Origin of the sequence: Stenotrophomonas maltophilia (assembly GCF_023518235.1) — a bacterium.
Lineage (GTDB): Bacteria > Pseudomonadota > Gammaproteobacteria > Xanthomonadales > Xanthomonadaceae > Stenotrophomonas.
The window spans coordinates 2,532,660-2,547,459 of sequence record NZ_CP090423.1; the positions used below are offsets into that span (position 1 = coordinate 2,532,660).

At 67.4% G+C, this 14,800-nt stretch carries 15 protein-coding genes; 10 read left to right on the forward strand and 5 right to left on the reverse strand.

Features of this window, described 5'->3' with window-relative positions; translation table 11 throughout:
* Positions 1-237 precede the first annotated feature (237 nt).
* Genes LZ605_RS12000 through LZ605_RS12015 form a run of 4 tightly spaced genes read left to right on the forward strand, consistent with a single transcriptional unit; the run spans position 238 to position 3,110 of the window.
* Positions 238-816, forward strand: a complete 579-nt coding sequence (locus LZ605_RS12000; protein WP_107230412.1) for a nitroreductase family protein — start codon at positions 238-240, stop codon at positions 814-816.
* Positions 801-1,769, forward strand: coding sequence for a 5'-3' exonuclease (locus tag LZ605_RS12005; protein ID WP_249841854.1), 969 nt, complete (start codon positions 801-803; stop codon positions 1,767-1,769). Before LZ605_RS12000 ends, LZ605_RS12005 begins: the two co-directional genes overlap by 16 nt.
* Positions 1,766-2,320, forward strand: a complete 555-nt coding sequence (locus tag LZ605_RS12010; RefSeq protein WP_249841855.1) for an NUDIX hydrolase — start codon at positions 1,766-1,768, stop codon at positions 2,318-2,320. Before LZ605_RS12005 ends, LZ605_RS12010 begins: the two co-directional genes overlap by 4 nt.
* The gene (locus LZ605_RS12015) at positions 2,313-3,110 is read left to right on the forward strand and encodes an N-formylglutamate amidohydrolase (RefSeq protein WP_249841856.1); all 798 of its coding nucleotides are present in this window, start codon (positions 2,313-2,315) and stop codon (positions 3,108-3,110) included. Before LZ605_RS12010 ends, LZ605_RS12015 begins: the two co-directional genes overlap by 8 nt.
* Positions 3,111-3,204: 94 nt before the next feature.
* Here LZ605_RS12015 and LZ605_RS12020 read toward each other — a convergent pair whose 3' ends face one another.
* On the reverse strand, positions 3,205-3,876 hold the full coding sequence (locus tag LZ605_RS12020; protein ID WP_249841857.1) for a DUF7716 domain-containing protein: 672 nt from the start codon (positions 3,874-3,876) through the stop codon (positions 3,205-3,207).
* Complete coding sequence (locus LZ605_RS12025) at positions 3,873-5,291, reverse strand: MFS transporter (protein ID WP_249841858.1); 1,419 nt, start codon at positions 5,289-5,291, stop codon at positions 3,873-3,875. Before LZ605_RS12025 ends, LZ605_RS12020 begins: the two co-directional genes overlap by 4 nt.
* 105 nt (positions 5,292-5,396) lie before the next feature.
* Here LZ605_RS12025 and LZ605_RS12030 point away from each other — a divergent pair, with 105 nt between their 5' ends.
* A complete protein-coding gene (locus LZ605_RS12030; protein ID WP_249844904.1) occupies positions 5,397-6,281 on the forward strand; it encodes a LysR family transcriptional regulator in 885 nt (294 codons plus the stop codon).
* A 109-nt stretch (positions 6,282-6,390) separates the two neighbouring features.
* Here LZ605_RS12030 and pip read toward each other — a convergent pair whose 3' ends face one another.
* Together pip and prmC are read right to left on the reverse strand one after the other, a co-directional pair.
* Positions 6,391-7,332, reverse strand: a complete 942-nt coding sequence (pip, locus tag LZ605_RS12035; RefSeq protein WP_249841859.1) for a prolyl aminopeptidase — start codon at positions 7,330-7,332, stop codon at positions 6,391-6,393.
* Between the two features lie 48 nt (positions 7,333-7,380).
* Positions 7,381-8,238, reverse strand: coding sequence for a peptide chain release factor N(5)-glutamine methyltransferase (gene prmC / locus LZ605_RS12040; RefSeq protein ID WP_249841860.1), 858 nt, complete (start codon positions 8,236-8,238; stop codon positions 7,381-7,383).
* A gap of 322 nt (positions 8,239-8,560) precedes the next feature.
* On the opposite strand from prmC, the gene ahpC reads away from it, so the two are divergent.
* From ahpC to LZ605_RS12065, 5 genes are all read left to right on the forward strand, one after another.
* Positions 8,561-9,124 carry an alkyl hydroperoxide reductase subunit C gene (gene ahpC / locus LZ605_RS12045; protein ID WP_107229920.1) on the forward strand — a complete coding sequence of 188 codons (564 nt, stop codon included), beginning with the start codon at positions 8,561-8,563 and terminating at the stop codon, positions 9,122-9,124.
* A gap of 226 nt (positions 9,125-9,350) precedes the next feature.
* Positions 9,351-10,943, forward strand: coding sequence for an alkyl hydroperoxide reductase subunit F (ahpF, locus tag LZ605_RS12050; protein ID WP_249841861.1), 1,593 nt, complete (start codon positions 9,351-9,353; stop codon positions 10,941-10,943).
* Between the two features lie 85 nt (positions 10,944-11,028).
* Positions 11,029-11,994, forward strand: a complete 966-nt coding sequence (locus tag LZ605_RS12055; protein WP_107229918.1) for a LysR substrate-binding domain-containing protein — start codon at positions 11,029-11,031, stop codon at positions 11,992-11,994.
* Positions 11,995-12,117: 123 nt separating this feature from the next.
* Entirely contained in the window at positions 12,118-12,522 is a 405-nt protein-coding gene (rnk, locus tag LZ605_RS12060) for a nucleoside diphosphate kinase regulator (RefSeq protein WP_079220704.1), read from the forward strand.
* 50 nt (positions 12,523-12,572) lie between these two features.
* The gene (locus LZ605_RS12065) at positions 12,573-13,529 is read left to right on the forward strand and encodes a transaldolase (RefSeq protein ID WP_249841862.1); all 957 of its coding nucleotides are present in this window, start codon (positions 12,573-12,575) and stop codon (positions 13,527-13,529) included.
* A gap of 594 nt (positions 13,530-14,123) precedes the next feature.
* Here LZ605_RS12065 and msrA read toward each other — a convergent pair.
* Positions 14,124-14,789 carry a peptide-methionine (S)-S-oxide reductase MsrA gene (gene msrA / locus LZ605_RS12070; protein WP_249844905.1) on the reverse strand — a complete coding sequence of 222 codons (666 nt, stop codon included), beginning with the start codon at positions 14,787-14,789 and terminating at the stop codon, positions 14,124-14,126.
* Between the last annotated feature and the right edge of the window lie 11 nt (positions 14,790-14,800).

Here is a 14,800-nt window from a genome sequence, read left to right on the forward strand (position 1 = left end):
GCCAGCCCGTCACGGACAGTGAAACAGTCCTCACTTCAAACCTCATGACCGGCGGCCCGGCAAGACCGATATCGTAAGCCGTGCAAGGCCCATGAGGCGAGGGGAAGCGGTCGTCCGTTTCCCGCCAGTGGCATGATGTTCATCACAGTTTGATATTCAGGGTGCAGACGCGACACAGACGGCGTCATTGACCGCCCCGACTATAATCAAACGCCCGTGATGACCGGTTCAGACACCATGCCCGACCCCGCCGCCCTGCTCGCCCTGGATGCCCGCCGCTCGGTGCCCTCGCGGCAACTGGGCGAACCCGGGCCGGACCCGGCCACCCTGCAGCGGATGCTGGCCTCGGCGGTACGCGTGCCTGACCACGGCAAGCGCGTGCCGTTCCGCTTCCTGAAAATCGCCGGCGATGCGCGTCACACTCTGGGCGACTTCCTGGCCGAGCGCAGCCGCCAGCGCGACCCGCAGGCCGGCGATGCGGTCTTCGAGAAGGACCGCCAGCGTTTCAGCCATGCGCCGCTGGTGATCGTGGTGGTGGCCAGCCCGCGCCCGGATCCCAAGGTGCCCGAGCAGGAACAGCTGATGACCGCCGGCTGCGTCTGCTTTGCCCTGCTGCAGGCCGCGCAGGCGCTGGGCTTCGGCGCGCAGTGGCTGACCGCGTGGATGGCGTTCGACCCGGCCGTGCAGGCGCATCTGGGCCTGGCCGAAGGCGAGCGCATCGCCGGCTTCATCCACATCGGCACGCCCAAGGCCGCGGTGCCCGAGCGCGAGCGCCCCGATCCGGCCACGCTGCTGCAGGAATGGACCGCACCGTGAGCGCGGTGAGCGCCCAGCCCGCACCGCCGCTGTATCTGGTCGATGCCAGCATCTACGTGTTCCGTGCCTGGCATTCGCTACCCGACCAGTTTCAGGACAGCCAGGGCTGGCCGACCAACGCGGTGCATGGCTTTGCCCGCTTCCTGCTGGACCTGCTGGAGCGCGAGCGGCCACGGCATATCGCCATCGCCTTCGACGAAGCGCTGGACAGCGGCTTCCGTCATCGCCTGTACCCGGCCTACAAGGCCAACCGCGATCCGGCGCCGGAGGCGCTCAAGCGACAGTTCGTACACTGCAAGGCCCTGTGTGCGGCGCTGGGGCTGGCGGTGCTGGCCCATCATGATTTCGAGGCCGACGACCTGATCGGCAGCGCCCTGCACCGGCACCGTGGCAGCCATCGCGGGGTGATCATTTCCGCCGACAAGGATCTGTCGCAGCTGCTGCTCGACCGCGACGAACAATGGGACTACGCACGCAACCAGCGCTGGGATGTGGCCGGGGTCAAGGCCCGCCACGGCGTGCACGCGCACCAGATCGCCGACTACCTGGCGCTGTGTGGCGATGCGGTGGACAACATTCCCGGTGTCAGCGGCGTGGGCGCCAAATCGGCGGCGGTGCTGCTGGCCCACTTCGGCAGCATGGATGCCCTGTTTGACCGTATCGATGAAGTGCCGTTCCTGCGCCTGCGCGGTGCGGCACAGATGGCGGTGCGGCTGCGTGAACAGCGCGAGCATGCCCAGCTCTGGCGCCAGCTGACCACCATCGCGCTGGACGCGCCGCTGGAGGGCTGCCAGAGCGGCATGCCGCGCCAGCCGGCCGACCCCGAGCTGCTGGACGGCCTCTGCCAGACCCTGCGCTTCGGCCCGATGACCCGCCGCCGGCTGTTCGATGCTGCCGGGGTGGCAGACCCCCTTCCCACTCCCTCTTTCTCCAATTCCGGCGAGCCCGCATGAGCCAGCGCAACACCGAAGCACCGCGAGTGGTCTACGAAGGCAAGTACCAGCGCATGGTCGTGCGCGGCACCTGGGAATACAGCGAACGCACCCATGCCGGTGGCCTGGCGGCGATCATCATCGCCGTCACGCCCGAGGACAAGGTGCTGTTCGTCGAACAGTTCCGCGTGCCGCTGCAGGCACCGACCATCGAGATGCCGGCCGGACTGGTCGGTGACGTCGATGCTGGCGAATCCATCGAAGTCTCGGCTGTGCGCGAACTGGAAGAAGAAACCGGCTGGACCGCCGCGGACGCCGAAGTGCTGATGATCGGGCCGACCTCATCCGGTGCCAGCAGCGAGCAGATCGCCTTCGTGCGCGCCACCGGCCTGCGCCGGATCGGCCAAGGCGGCGGCGATGACAGCGAGGACATCACCGTGCACGAGATTCCGCGCAACCAGGCCGCGGCCTGGCTGGTGCAGAAGATGGGCGAAGGCTACGCGCTGGACGCCAAGCTGTGGGCCGGGCTGTGGATGATCGAGCACCATCTGGACGGCCGCCCGCGTGGCTGACGCCGATCTGCATGCGCTGCCGGCGCTGCTGGGCGCCGACGACCCGGCGATCTATTCGATCCACCGGGCGCAGGGCGCCTCACCGTTCCTGCTGCTGGCCGACCATGCCGGCCAGCAGGTGCCGCGTGCCCTCACAGGCCTCGGTCTGCCGCAGGCCGAACGGGACCGCCATATCGGCTGGGACATCGGCATTGCCGGCACCACCCGCGCGCTGGCCGAACGGCTCGATGCCTGGGCGATCGAACAGACCTATTCGCGGCTGCTGATCGACTGCAACCGCCCGCTGGCGTCGCCAACGCTGATTCCGGAAGTGAGCGACCACACCGTGGTGCCAGGCAATGCCGGGCTGTCGGCAGCGCAGCGGCAACAACGCATCGAAGCGATCCACGCGCCCTACCACGCGCGCATCGACGCCGAGCTTGATGCACGCCGTGATGCAGGCCGCCCCACGCTGCTGGTGATGATGCACAGCTTCACCCCGGCCATGAGCGGCGTGCAGCGGCCGTGGCATGCCGGCGTGCTGTACCACCAGGACACGCGTTTTGCCCATGCGCTGCTGCAGGCACTGCGCGACGAGGGCGACCTGGTGGTGGGTGACAATGAGCCGTATTCGGTCAGCAGCACCAGCGACTACGCGGTGCCCGTGCATGGCGAAGGCCGTGGCCTGGTGCACGTGGAGCTGGAGATCCGGCAGGACCTGATTGCCGACGTGGCCGGGCAGCAGGCGTGGGCGGAGCGGTTGGCGCGGATCTTCAGCGCATTGCAGCCGCAGTTGCTGGCGTTCGGTTGAACGCGCGTGGATCCATCCCGTATCGGTAGTGCCGGCCGCCGGCCGGCAACCTCAGGGTAATTGGATCATTGCAGTTGCCGGCCAGCGGCCGGCACTACCGCAGCATCGGCGCATCCATCCACGGGAACGGCTTGAAGCCGTGCACCTGCACGGTCGCGCCGAGCCCTTCGAACTGATCCTTGATGTCCTGCGCGCGGTTGCGATCCAGCGCTTCACCCAGCAGTAGCGGCAACGCGCGGCAACGCGCCAATGCATCGCCCACCGGAATCTCCAGCAGGCGCGCCACGCGCTGCGCCGCCGCTTTGATCTGCGCCTCCGGGCACGCGTTCAATGCCATATCGAAGGACGCGAAGATGCCTGTGCCCACACCCGCCTCGCGCGCAGCCGCCTGTTCCGCAACTTCCGCTTCGCCCAGGGCCTCATCGATGCATTCGACCTGCTGGAAGGCGTCGTACTCGGCGTAGTACGCCAGCGCCTGCGCGTAGTCCCGCAGCGAAGACAACGGGCGCTGCCGCTTCTGCACGTCGAGCACGTCCGCAAACGTCGCAGGTTCCAGGAACGTGCCCAGGCCCAGCGCGCGCGCTTCAGCCGGAACCTCGCTGTCCTCATCGAATGCGGCATCCTCATCGGGTGGCAACCAGAAGCGCGCCTGCAGCAGGTCGTCATCGGTGGCGTGCACCCAACCGAAGGAGCCGTGCACCTCATCATCATCGTTGCAGGCTGCGAAGGCGTGCAGGGTCTGTTGCAGGTCCAGCAGCTCGATCATGCTTCGTTGCTCAGGCAGGTAGTCGCAGCCGAGTCTACCGGCGCCGGGCGCAGGCCCAGCGCGATGACCACGCCGAGCGCGGCAAACAGCGCGGCACCGTACTGGGCATTGACCATGCCCTGCAGGGCGTCGGGGCTGGTCGCCGCCTGCGAGCCGCGCGCGGCGTTGGCCACCATCACCAGCACCGCCAGCCCCAACGCGCCGCCGATCTGCTGGGCGGTGGCCGCCATGCCGGACGCGACCCCCTGCTGCGGCCCCGGCACGCCTTGTCCGGCCACGATCCACATCGCCGTCCAGCTCATGCCCTGTCCCACGCTGAGGATCACGATGCCCGGCAGCAGCGCCCAGTAGCTGGCGCCATGCGGCAACGCCAGCGCCACGCCTGCGATGCCCACGGCACCGGCCGCGAAACCCCAGGCCAGTACATGGCGCGCGGAACTGCGATGCAGCATGCGTTCGGCAATGCGGATGCCGAAGGTGCACACCAAGGTGGGCAGCAGGAACGCCAGGCCAGCCTGCAGCGGGCTCCAGCCGTAACCATCCTGGAAGTACAGCGCCAGGAAGTAGTACTGCACGCCGTAGCTGCTCATGAACGCAAAGGTGAGGCCGAGTGCCGCGCGCAGGCCGGGCAGGCGCAACAGCGCGAACTGCATGAGCGGGTCGCGGCAGCGCTTCTCGATCTGCACGAACACCGTCAGTAGTACCGCTGAAAGCAGCAGGCAGATCACCGTCGCCGGCGCCGTCCAGCCCCACTCCGGCCCCTGCACCAGGGTGGTGACCAGCAGGCTGCCGCCGGCGGTGACGGTGAGGCACCCGGCCAGGTCGAAGGAGCGGCCGCGCACGTGCGGACCGTCGGCCGGCAACCACACACCGGCGGCAACAGCGCAGGCCGTGGCCAAGGGCACGATCACCGCCAGCACCGCCGGCCAGCCGAAGGCCTGGGTCAGCACCCCGCCCAGCAGCGTGCCCAGCGCCAGCCCGACCGCGCTGGCCATGCTCCAGATCGCCAGCGCGCGGTTGCGCACCGGGCCTTCGGCATACAGCGTGTTGATCAGCGCCAGCGTGGCCGGGAACAGCAGCGCGGCGCCGACACCCTGTGCCGCGCGCGCGATGATCAGCAGGGTGGCATTGGGCGCCAGCGCACCGAGCAGCGAGGCCAGCGCGAACAGCAGCATGCCCAGCCGGTAGAAGCGACGGCGACCGATCAGGTCGGCGGCACGTCCGCCCAGCAGCAGGCTGCCACCAAAGGCCACGGTGTAGGCGCTGACCACCCATTGCAGCTGCTGCGCATTGATCTGCAACGCGCGCCCCATGTCGTGCAGGGCGACGAAGATGATGGTGGCGTCCAGGGCGATGATCAGCTGGGCAGTGGCCAGCAGGGCCAGCGCCGCGCGGGGATGTTTGAGGGGAGGCATCGGTGGTCTGGAGCAAGGGGGGAGCGCAGTCTCATTGATGCAGCACAATCAATAAACCCCCGCACAGCCATATCTGTCATGATTTTCCGCATGAATGGAACCGCGATGGACCTCAATGCCGTGCGCATGCTGGTGCAGGTGGCCGAAGCGCGCAGCTTCACCGTGGCGGCCGGCCAGCTGGGCCTGAGCCAATCCGGCCTGTCGCGCGCGATCAGCCGGCTGGAGGCCACGCTGGGGGTGAAACTGCTGCAGCGGAACACCCGCAACGTGGCGTTGACCCCGGATGGCCGCCAGTTCGTCGATCAGGTCGCACCGCTGCTGTGCGGCTTCGAAGATGCCGAGCGCCAGTTGGCCGACCGCCCCTGCACGCCCTCGGGCACGCTGAAGATCAGCGCGCCCTCGATGTTCGGGCGCAAGGTGCTGGTGCCGCTGCTGGCACCATTGCTGGAACGGCATCCGCAGCTGCAGGTGGAAGCCGTGCTCAGCGATCGCCTGGTCGATCTGGTCGAGGAAGGGTTTGATGCCGCGCTGCGCACCGGCGTGATCGCCGACCAGCGCATCGTCGCGCGCGCGCTGCGGCCCCTGCGTTGGGTGACCGTGGCCAGCCCGGACTACCTGGCCCGCTGCGGCACGCCGGCCGTTGTCGAGGATCTGCATCACCATGCGTGCCTGGCCGTGCGCAACCTGCGCAGTGGCCGTGTGGTCGAATGGCAGTTCCTGCAGCAGGGCCAGCTGTACGAGTTCACGCCGCCGACGCGGATGGTGTTCGACAGCGGTGACCCGCTGGTGGAAGCGGCGATCGCCGGTATCGGCATCGTGCAGGTCATGGATTTCGCCGTGGCCGACGCACTGGCCGATGGCCGCCTGCAGCGCGTGCTGCAGCCGTTCGAAGGCCGCAGCCGCGCACTGTCGCTGATCTACCCGCCGTCGCGTCAGCACTCGCCAAAACTGCAGGTGCTGGCCGACGCGTTGTTGGCCGGGGAGTGGTAGCGCCGGCCACTGGCCGGCGTCTTTGCCGATCCAACCATTTCCGGGTTGCCGGCCAGCGGCCGGCACTACCGAGCTGCGTTGGATCTGGCCGTCAACGCAATGCCAACGCTCAGGCGAAGCTATCGGTGGCGCGTACCAGCGCGTCCACGTTCTCCGCTTCGAACGCCGAGTGGCCCGAGGCCGGGGTGATTTCCAGCTTGGCCTTCGGCCACACCTTGGTCAGGTCCCAGGCATTGGCCAGCGGGCAGACCACATCGTAGCGGCCGTGCACGATCACTCCCGGGATGTCGGCGATGCGGTGCGCGTCGCGCAGCAACTGGTCTTCCACCTCGAAGAAGCCGCCGTTGACGAAGTAGTGGTTCTCGATGCGGGCGAACGCCAGTGCGAAATGCGGGTCTTCGTGGCTGTTGATGAAGTCATCGTCCACGTGCAGGAAGCTGGTCGCGCCTTCCCACACCGCCCACGCCTTGGCCGCTTCCAGGCGCGTGGTTTCGTCGTCGCTGGTCAGGCGGCGGTGGAAGGCCGAGATCAGGTCGTGACGCTCCACCGACGGAATCGGCTTGAGGTAATGCTCCCACGCATCCGGGAACAGGCGGTTGGCACCTTCCTGGTAGAACCATTCCAGTTCCCAGCGGCGCAGCATGAAGATGCCGCGCAGCACCAGTTCGGTCACGCGCTGCGGGTGCGTTTCGGCATAGGCAAGGGCCAGGGTCGAGCCCCAGCTGCCGCCGAACACCTGCCAGCGATCGACGTTCAGGTGCTCGCGCAGCTTTTCGATATCGGCAACGAGGTCCCAGGTGGTGTTGTCCACCAGGTCGGCGTGCGGGGTGGAACGGCCGGCACCACGCTGGTCGAACAGGATGATGCGGTACTTGGACGGGTCGTGGAACTGGCGCATCTTGTCGCTGCAGCCGCCGCCCGGGCCACCGTGCAGCATCACCACCGGCTTGCCGTCCGGGTTGCCGCACTGTTCGAAGTACAGCGTGTGGCGGTCGTCGACCTTCAGGGTGCCGACGTCGTAGGGGGTGATGGCGGGGTACAGCGTACGCATGCTTGCAGCTCCAGGGTGATGCCCTGCCGGGGCAGGAGAACCTCCATTCTAGGCCGGTCGCCGGCCCAGGGTGATGCGGTCGCGCTGCTCCAGGTCCTGCACGGTCTGCACGTCGGTGAAACCGGCGGCGTCGAACAGCGCGCGGATCGCCTCGCCCTGGTCCCAGCCGTGTTCGATCAGCAGCCAGCCACCGGGCAACAGATGCGCCGGGCCACCGTCGACGATGCGGCGGATGTCATCCAGGCCATCCGGGCCCGAGGCCAGCGCGGTGGCCGGTTCGAAGCGCAGGTCGCCCTGTTCCAGGTGCGGATCGTCGCTGGCGATGTACGGCGGGTTGCTGGCAATCAGATCAAAGCGCGCGCCCTGCAGCGGCGCATACCAATCGTGCGCGCCCTCGGCCAAGCGCACGTTGTGCAGTTCATGGCGCGCCGCGTTGCGCGCAGCGACAGCCAGCGCACCGGGGCTGGCATCGGTGGCCAGCACCTGCGCCTGCGGCCGTTCGCTGGCCAGCGCCAACGCGATCGCGCCGCTGCCGGTGCCGAGGTCGGCCAGCTGCAGCGCGCGGTCCAGTGGCAGGCGGTCCAGCGCCAGTTCCACCAGCAGCTCGGTTTCCGGGCGCGGGATCAACGTGGCCGGGTCGACTTCCAGGTCCAGCGTCCAGAAGCCGCGGCGGCCGGTCAGGTAGGCCACCGGCTCGCCGGCCGCACGGCGTGCCAGCAGGGCTTCGAAGGCGGCCTGGTCGGCGGAGGGCAGCGGGTCGGTGGCGTGCGCGAACAGCCAGCTGCGCGGGCGGTCCAGCACATGCAGCAGCAGCAGTTCGGCCTCGTGGCGGGCCTCGATGCCGCCCAGGCGGGCACTGGCCTCGGCCACGACCTGGCGCAGGGTGGGTTCGGTTTTGACAGACATGCCGCAATTGTAGAGCCGAGCCCATGCTCGGCCGCTTCTGGAACAGCCGAGCGTAGGCTCGGCTCTACAACAGCGGAATCTGTTCAGGTTCTGGCGAACGGGATAAGGACGGGCTATCGGCCGCGTTCACCTGCCGGGGAAGATTTTCCTTGTCATACAGCCAGTTGCAGGATATGAGCGGCAAGGTTCAGTAGCTGCTCATCGCATTCTGATAGTCTGCATCTATCAAATAGATGCAATCAATGGATTGTTCTTATCGCAATTGAATCGGTAACCTAGCTCCTGTCGATTCACCCACTCCCCTTCATCCAGAGGAAAAACGATGTCCCTGATCAACACTCCGATCCAGTCGTTCGAAGCCAATGCCTACCACAACGGCGAGTTCATCAAGGTTTCCGACAACAGCCTGAAGGGCCAGTGGTCCGTCCTGATCTTCATGCCGGCCGCCTTCACCTTCAATTGCCCGACCGAGATCGAAGACGCCGCCGACCATTACGCCGAGTTCAAGAAGGCCGGCGCCGAGGTCTACATCGTCACCACCGACACCCACTTCTCGCACAAGGTGTGGCACGAAACCTCGCCGGCCGTCGGCAAGGCCCAGTTCCCGCTGGTCGGCGACCCGACCCACAAGCTGACCCGCGCCTTCGGCGTGCACATTGAGGAAGAAGGCCTGGCCCTGCGCGGCACCTTCATCATCAACCCGGAAGGCGTGATCAAGACCCAGGAGATCCACTCCAACGAGATCGCCCGTGACGTCGCCGAGACCCTGCGCAAGCTGAAGGCCGCCCAGTTCACCGCCGCCAACCCGAACCAGGTGTGCCCGGCCAAGTGGAAGGAAGGCGAGAAGACCCTGACCCCGTCGCTGGACCTGGTCGGCAAGATCTAAAGCAGTACCGGCCTGCGGTGGCCCCACGCCACCGCGCGCCCTTCATCCCCGTGCCGGTCCCCCCGCCGGCGTGGGGGTGAACCCAAGACAGCCAACGCGCGCCAGCCTTGGCCAGCCAGCCCCCTTCCACGGTCGCTGTCTTGGGTTCACCCCTACCCCCTGCTGGTCCGCTACCTTCTATAGCGGTGCCACGCCCCCTGTTTGCCTGAAGCCAGGAGAAGACCCGATGTTGGACGCCAACCTGCAGTCGCAGCTGAAGACCTATCTGGAGCGCGTGACCCGCCCGATCCAGATCACCGCGCACGCCGACGACGGCGCCAAGTCGCAGGAAATGCTGGAGCTGCTGCAGACCCTGGAAAGCCTGTCGGACAAGATCTCGCTGCAGGTGCTGCGCGATGGCCAGGGCCGTGTGCCGTCCTTCGACCTGGGCACCCCGGGCCAGGACATCCACCTGACCTTCGCCGGTCTGCCGATGGGCCACGAGTTCACCTCGCTGGTGCTGGCGCTGCTGCAGGTCGGCGGCCACCCGTCCAAGGCCACTGCCGAGCTGATCGAGCAGGTGCAGAACCTGGAGGGCGAGTACCGCTTTGAAACCTACTTCTCGCTGTCCTGCCAGAACTGCCCGGACGTGGTGCAGGCGCTGAACCTGGCTGCGGTGCTCAACCCGCGCATCCAGCACGTGGCCATCGACGGCGCGCTGTTCCAGGACGAAGTCGAGCAGCGCGAGATCATGTCGGTGCCCACCGTGTACCTCAACGGTGAAGTGTTCGACCAGGGCCGCATGACCCTGGAACAGATCGTGGCCAAGCTGGACACCAACGCCGGCAAGCGCGATGCCGAGAAGATCGCCGCCAAGGACGCCTTCGACGTGCTGGTGGTCGGCGGTGGCCCGGCCGGCGCGGCTGCGGCGATCTACGCCGCGCGCAAGGGCATCCGCACCGGTATCGCCGCCGAGCGTTTCGGTGGCCAGGTGCTGGACACCATGGCAATCGAGAACTTCATCTCGGTGAAGGAGACCGAAGGCCCGAAGCTGGCCACGGCGCTGGAACAGCACGTGCGCGAGTACGAGGTGGACATCATGAACCTGCAGCGCGCCACTGCGCTGGTGCCGGCCGGTGAAGACGGCCTGGTGCAGGTGCAGCTGGAGAACGGCGCGGTGCTGAAGTCGCGTTCGGTGATCCTGTCCACCGGTGCGCGCTGGCGGCAGATGAACGTGCCGGGCGAGGACCAGTACCGCAACAAGGGCGTGGCCTACTGCCCGCACTGCGATGGCCCGCTGTTCAAGGGCAAGCGCGTGGCGGTGATCGGCGGTGGCAATTCCGGCGTGGAAGCGGCCATCGACCTGGCCGGCATCGTGTCGCATGTGACCCTGCTGGAGTTCGATTCCAGCCTGCGCGCCGATGAAGTGCTGCAGAAGAAGCTGCGCAGCCTGGCCAACGTCACCGTACTGACCAGCGCCCAGACCACCGAAGTGCTGGGCGACGGCAGCCGCGTCACCGGCCTGGTCTACAAGGACCGTGTCGGCGGCGACGCCCACCGCGTCGAGCTGGAAGGCATCTTCGTGCAGATCGGCCTGCTGCCCAACACCGAGTGGCTGAAGGATGTGGTGGCGCTGTCGCCGCGCGGCGAGGTCGTCATCGACGACCGCGGCCAGACCAACCTGCCGGGTGTGTTCGCCGCTGGCGATTGCACGACGGTGCCCTACAAGCAGATCATCATCGCCATGGGCGCCGGCTCGACCGCCGCACTGAGCGCGTTCGACCATCTGATCCGCTCGTCGGTGAGCAACAGCAGCGGTGCCGTTGCTGAAGCTGCCTGATCCACCGTTCCCAGATCACCGGGAACATTGTCTGCCTGTCGGGTAACCATGCCGTCAGCCGGTCCGTTACCCCTGGGGTGTAAGGATGAACCTACGTGATCTGAAGTACCTGGTAGCCCTGGCCGACCACAAGCATTTCGGCCGGGCTGCCGCTTCCTGCTTCGTCAGCCAGCCCACGCTGTCCACGCAGATCCGCAAGCTGGAAGAAGAGCTGGGCCTGCCGCTGGTGGAACGCGCACCGCGCAAGGTGATGCTGACCCCGGCCGGCCAGGAGGCTGCCGCACGGGCACGGGTGATCGTGTCCGAAGTGGAACAGTTGAAGGAAGCGGCGCGGCGCAGCCGCGATCCGGAAGCCGGTACGGTGCGCCTGGGGATCTTCCCGACCCTGGGCCCGTACCTGCTGCCGCATGTGATCCCGCGCATCCGCGAGCGCTTCCCCGAACTGGAACTGCTGCTGGTCGAAGAAAAGAGCGACGTGCTGCTGGACCGCCTGCGCGAGGGCAAGCTGGACGCCGCACTGCTGGCGCTGCCGGTAATCGACGACCAGCTGCACGCCGAATTCCTGTTCGAGGAGCCGTTCCTGCTGGCCGTGTCCGGGCGCCACCCGCTGGCCCGCCGCGAACATCTGGACGTGCAGGAGCTGGCCACGCAGAAGCTGCTGCTGCTGGAAGACGGCCATTGCCTTCGCGACCAGGCGCTGGAAGTGTGCCGCCTGTTCGGCGCCAACGAGAAGTCCGAGTTCCGCGCCACCAGCCTGGAAACCCTGCGCCAGATGGTGGCCGCCGACGTCGGCATCACCCTGCTGCCCAGCCTGTCGGTGCAGCCGCCGGTGCCGCGCTCGAACAACATCCGCCTGCTCGATTTCACCGGCGAAGGCCGCCCCAGCCGCCGCATCGCGATGATCTGGCGCCGCAGCTCGGCGATGAACGATTTCCTGATGGAACTGGCCGACCAGTTCAAGCGCCTGCCACAGGCACTGTTCACCCTCGATGCGGTGAATGCCGGCGTGGGCGACGCCACCGCGCTGCCCGGCCCGGTGCTGAACGGCTGAGCCCCTGCGGCGCGGGCCTGGAATCGGCAGGAGTCGATTCCGGCCGCATTTGTCCCCACAATACAGACAGGCGGCGCCAGCAGGTGCCGCCTTTTGCATGGCTTTCAACCAAGGAGCGTCACCATGAACACCGCCAGCGGCCTGCCGCCGTCGATTACTGTATCCACCTTCGACATGGACCGCCTGGAGGCCATGCTCGATTCCCCTGCGCTGAGCCAGACGCCTGCCGCGCTCGCGCTTGCCGAAGAACTCAACCGGGCCACTGTGCTGGCACCGGACCAGATTCCCGAAGGCATCGTCATGATGCATTCGCGCGTGGAGTGCGAAGATGAAGTGTCGGGCGAAACGCATGTCCTGACCCTGGTCTTCCCCCGCGAAGCCAACGTCGATGAGGGCAAGGTGTCCGTGCTGGCCCCGGTCGGCAGTGCCCTGCTCGGCCTGGCCATCGGCCAGAGCATCGACTGGAATGCGCCCGGCGGCCGCAAGCTGCGCCTGCGCGTGACCGCGGTCCACAACGACCGCCCCTGATTACCGCTGCGCACCGCGCGCGATTCGATCCCCCTGCACCAGGAGCCGTAATGAGTACCCCGTCCAAACTGTCCCAGCTGCGCGAACTGTCCGTGGTCGTTGCCGATACCGGTGACTACGACGCCATCAAGCGCCTGCAGCCGGTGGACTGCACCACCAACCCGACCCTGGTGAAGAAGGCGCTGGACCTGCCGGTCTACGCTGAGCTGATCGAACGCGAACTCGCTTGGGGCCGCCAGCAGAGCGGTGGCCGCGAAGCCGTGGTGCACGCCGTGGCCGATCGCCTGACCATCGGCGTCGGCGCGCTGCTGAGCACGCTGGTGCCGGGCCGCGTGTCCACTGAAGTGGACGCCGACCAGGCCCACGACACCGCCGCCACCGTGGCCAAGGCCCGCCAGTTCATCCAGATGTACGCCGATGCCGGCGTGCCGCGCGAGAAGATCCTGATCAAGATCGCCGCGACCTGGGAAGGCGTGGAAGCCGCGCGCATCCTGCAGGCCGAAGGCATCGACTGCAACCTGACCCTGATCTTCAACCCGACCCAGGCGCTGGCCTGCAGCGAAGCCGGCGCGTTCCTGATCTCGCCGTTCGTCGGCCGCATCCTCGATTGGTACGTGGCCAATGGCCAGACCCCGGCCACCATCGATGAAGACCCGGGCGTGAAGTTCGTGCGCGGCGTGTATGCCGAGTTCAAGCGCCGCGGTTCGCCGACGGTGGTGATGGGCGCCTCGTTCCGCTCCACCGCGCAGATCGAAGCGCTGGCCGGCTGCGACCGCCTGACCATTTCGCCGGACCTGCTGGAGAAGCTGGACGCCGACCACGGCGAGCTGCCGCGCAAGCTGGTGGCCGGTGCCGCCGACGGCGCGGCGGTGACCCCGATCGACGCAGCGAAGTTCGCGGCGGATCTGGCGGCCGATCCGATGGCCACCGAGAAGCTGGCCACCGGCATCGATGCGTTTGCCAAGGATCTGCAGGCGCTGCGCGAGCGCATTCGCTCGGAACTGTGATTCCGGCCAACGGCTGAGCCCCTCGTGGCGGGTCGGTTGGTCGCGAAAGGCATGAAGCAAAAGCCGCGCTGGGGCGGGCGGGTTGGGTTCGCGGGAGACGCCGTGAATCCATCCCTGGAGGCTTGGCCGCCGCATCCATGCGGCGGACACTCCCGCGAACCCAACCCGCCCGCCCTCTGACAGTTTCCGGTGGCCGTCCGCCACGGAAGAAAGAAAGAAGAGCAACAGCGGGTCGCGCGCTTCGCTTGCTCGCAGCCGAGCATGGCTCGGCTCTACAGGAAGCACTGCAGGATCAAACAAAAAGGACGCGGCGAAGGCCGCGTCCTTTTTCTTTTCCATCAGTTCGTCAGAAACCCGATGCTCTTGCCCACCGTCACCGGGAAACTGTCGAAGGTGGAACGGGGGCGGCTGGCAGGACCGTTGGCGCCATGGATGGCGCCATCGAGCCCCCATGGACGGGTTTACGGCGTGTCCTGCCAGCCGCCCCCGTCCCGCCCAGCCATCAGCAACCCAGAGCCGCTTTGGCTTTCAGCCGACTAGCAGTCGGCTCTACCAGGCTTTGGCTTCTGCCCGCCGCAGGCGGACCTCCGCGCGTCAGCGCGGCGCTTCCACATCCAGGCCGATCGGGCAGCTCACGCCGGTGCCGCCAATGCCGCAGTAGCCGTTCGGGTTCTTCGCCAGGTACTGCTGGTGATAATCCTCGGCGTAGTAGTACGCCGGCGCCGGATACACGATCTCGGTGGTGATCGGGCCGTAGCCGGCTGCATCCAGCTGCGCCTGGTAGGCCTCGCGGCTGGCCAGCGCGGCCTTGTACTGCGCCTCGCCGGTGGCGTGGATGGCCGAACGGTACTGGGTGCCGGTGTCGTTGCCCTGGCGCATGCCCTGGGTCGGGTCGTGGCTTTCCCAGAACAGCTGCAGCAGGCGCTCCAGGCTCACCACGGCCGGATCGAACACCACCTGCACCACTTCGGTGTGGCCAGTCAGGCCCGAACAGACCTCTTCGTAGGTCGGGTTCGGGGTGATGCCACCGGCATAGCCCACCGAGGTGCTGTACACGCCCGGCTCGGTCCAGAACTTGCGCTCGGCGCCCCAGAAGCAGCCCAATGCGAAACGGACCTGCTGCAGGCCGGCGAAGCGATCCTTCAGCGGATGGCTGTTCACGAAGTGCTGGTTGCTGTGCAGCGGCAGCGGCTGCTCACGCCCCGGCAGCGCTTCTTCCGCACGCGGCAGGCGCTGCCTGAACGCACCGATGCCGAGAATGCCCTGGCCAA

Excerpts from the sequence above, each read along its gene's own strand:
- LZ605_RS12000 (WP_107230412.1), top strand. The coding sequence starts at position 238 with ATGCCCGACCCCGCCGCCCTGCTCGCCCTGGATGCCCGCCGCTCGGTG.
- LZ605_RS12005 (WP_249841854.1), top strand. The coding sequence starts at position 801 with ATGGACCGCACCGTGAGCGCGGTGAGCGCCCAGCCCGCACCGCCGCTG.
- LZ605_RS12010 (WP_249841855.1), top strand. The coding sequence starts at position 1,766 with ATGAGCCAGCGCAACACCGAAGCACCGCGAGTGGTCTACGAAGGCAAG.
- LZ605_RS12020 (WP_249841857.1), bottom strand. The coding sequence starts at position 3,876 with ATGATCGAGCTGCTGGACCTGCAACAGACCCTGCACGCCTTCGCAGCC.
- LZ605_RS12025 (WP_249841858.1), bottom strand. The coding sequence starts at position 5,291 with ATGCCTCCCCTCAAACATCCCCGCGCGGCGCTGGCCCTGCTGGCCACT.
- LZ605_RS12030 (WP_249844904.1), top strand. The coding sequence starts at position 5,397 with ATGGACCTCAATGCCGTGCGCATGCTGGTGCAGGTGGCCGAAGCGCGC.
- pip (WP_249841859.1), bottom strand. The coding sequence starts at position 7,332 with ATGCGTACGCTGTACCCCGCCATCACCCCCTACGACGTCGGCACCCTG.
- prmC (WP_249841860.1), bottom strand. The coding sequence starts at position 8,238 with ATGTCTGTCAAAACCGAACCCACCCTGCGCCAGGTCGTGGCCGAGGCC.
- ahpC (WP_107229920.1), top strand. The coding sequence starts at position 8,561 with ATGTCCCTGATCAACACTCCGATCCAGTCGTTCGAAGCCAATGCCTAC.
- ahpF (WP_249841861.1), top strand. The coding sequence starts at position 9,351 with ATGTTGGACGCCAACCTGCAGTCGCAGCTGAAGACCTATCTGGAGCGC.
- LZ605_RS12055 (WP_107229918.1), top strand. The coding sequence starts at position 11,029 with ATGAACCTACGTGATCTGAAGTACCTGGTAGCCCTGGCCGACCACAAG.
- rnk (WP_079220704.1), top strand. The coding sequence starts at position 12,118 with ATGAACACCGCCAGCGGCCTGCCGCCGTCGATTACTGTATCCACCTTC.
- LZ605_RS12065 (WP_249841862.1), top strand. The coding sequence starts at position 12,573 with ATGAGTACCCCGTCCAAACTGTCCCAGCTGCGCGAACTGTCCGTGGTC.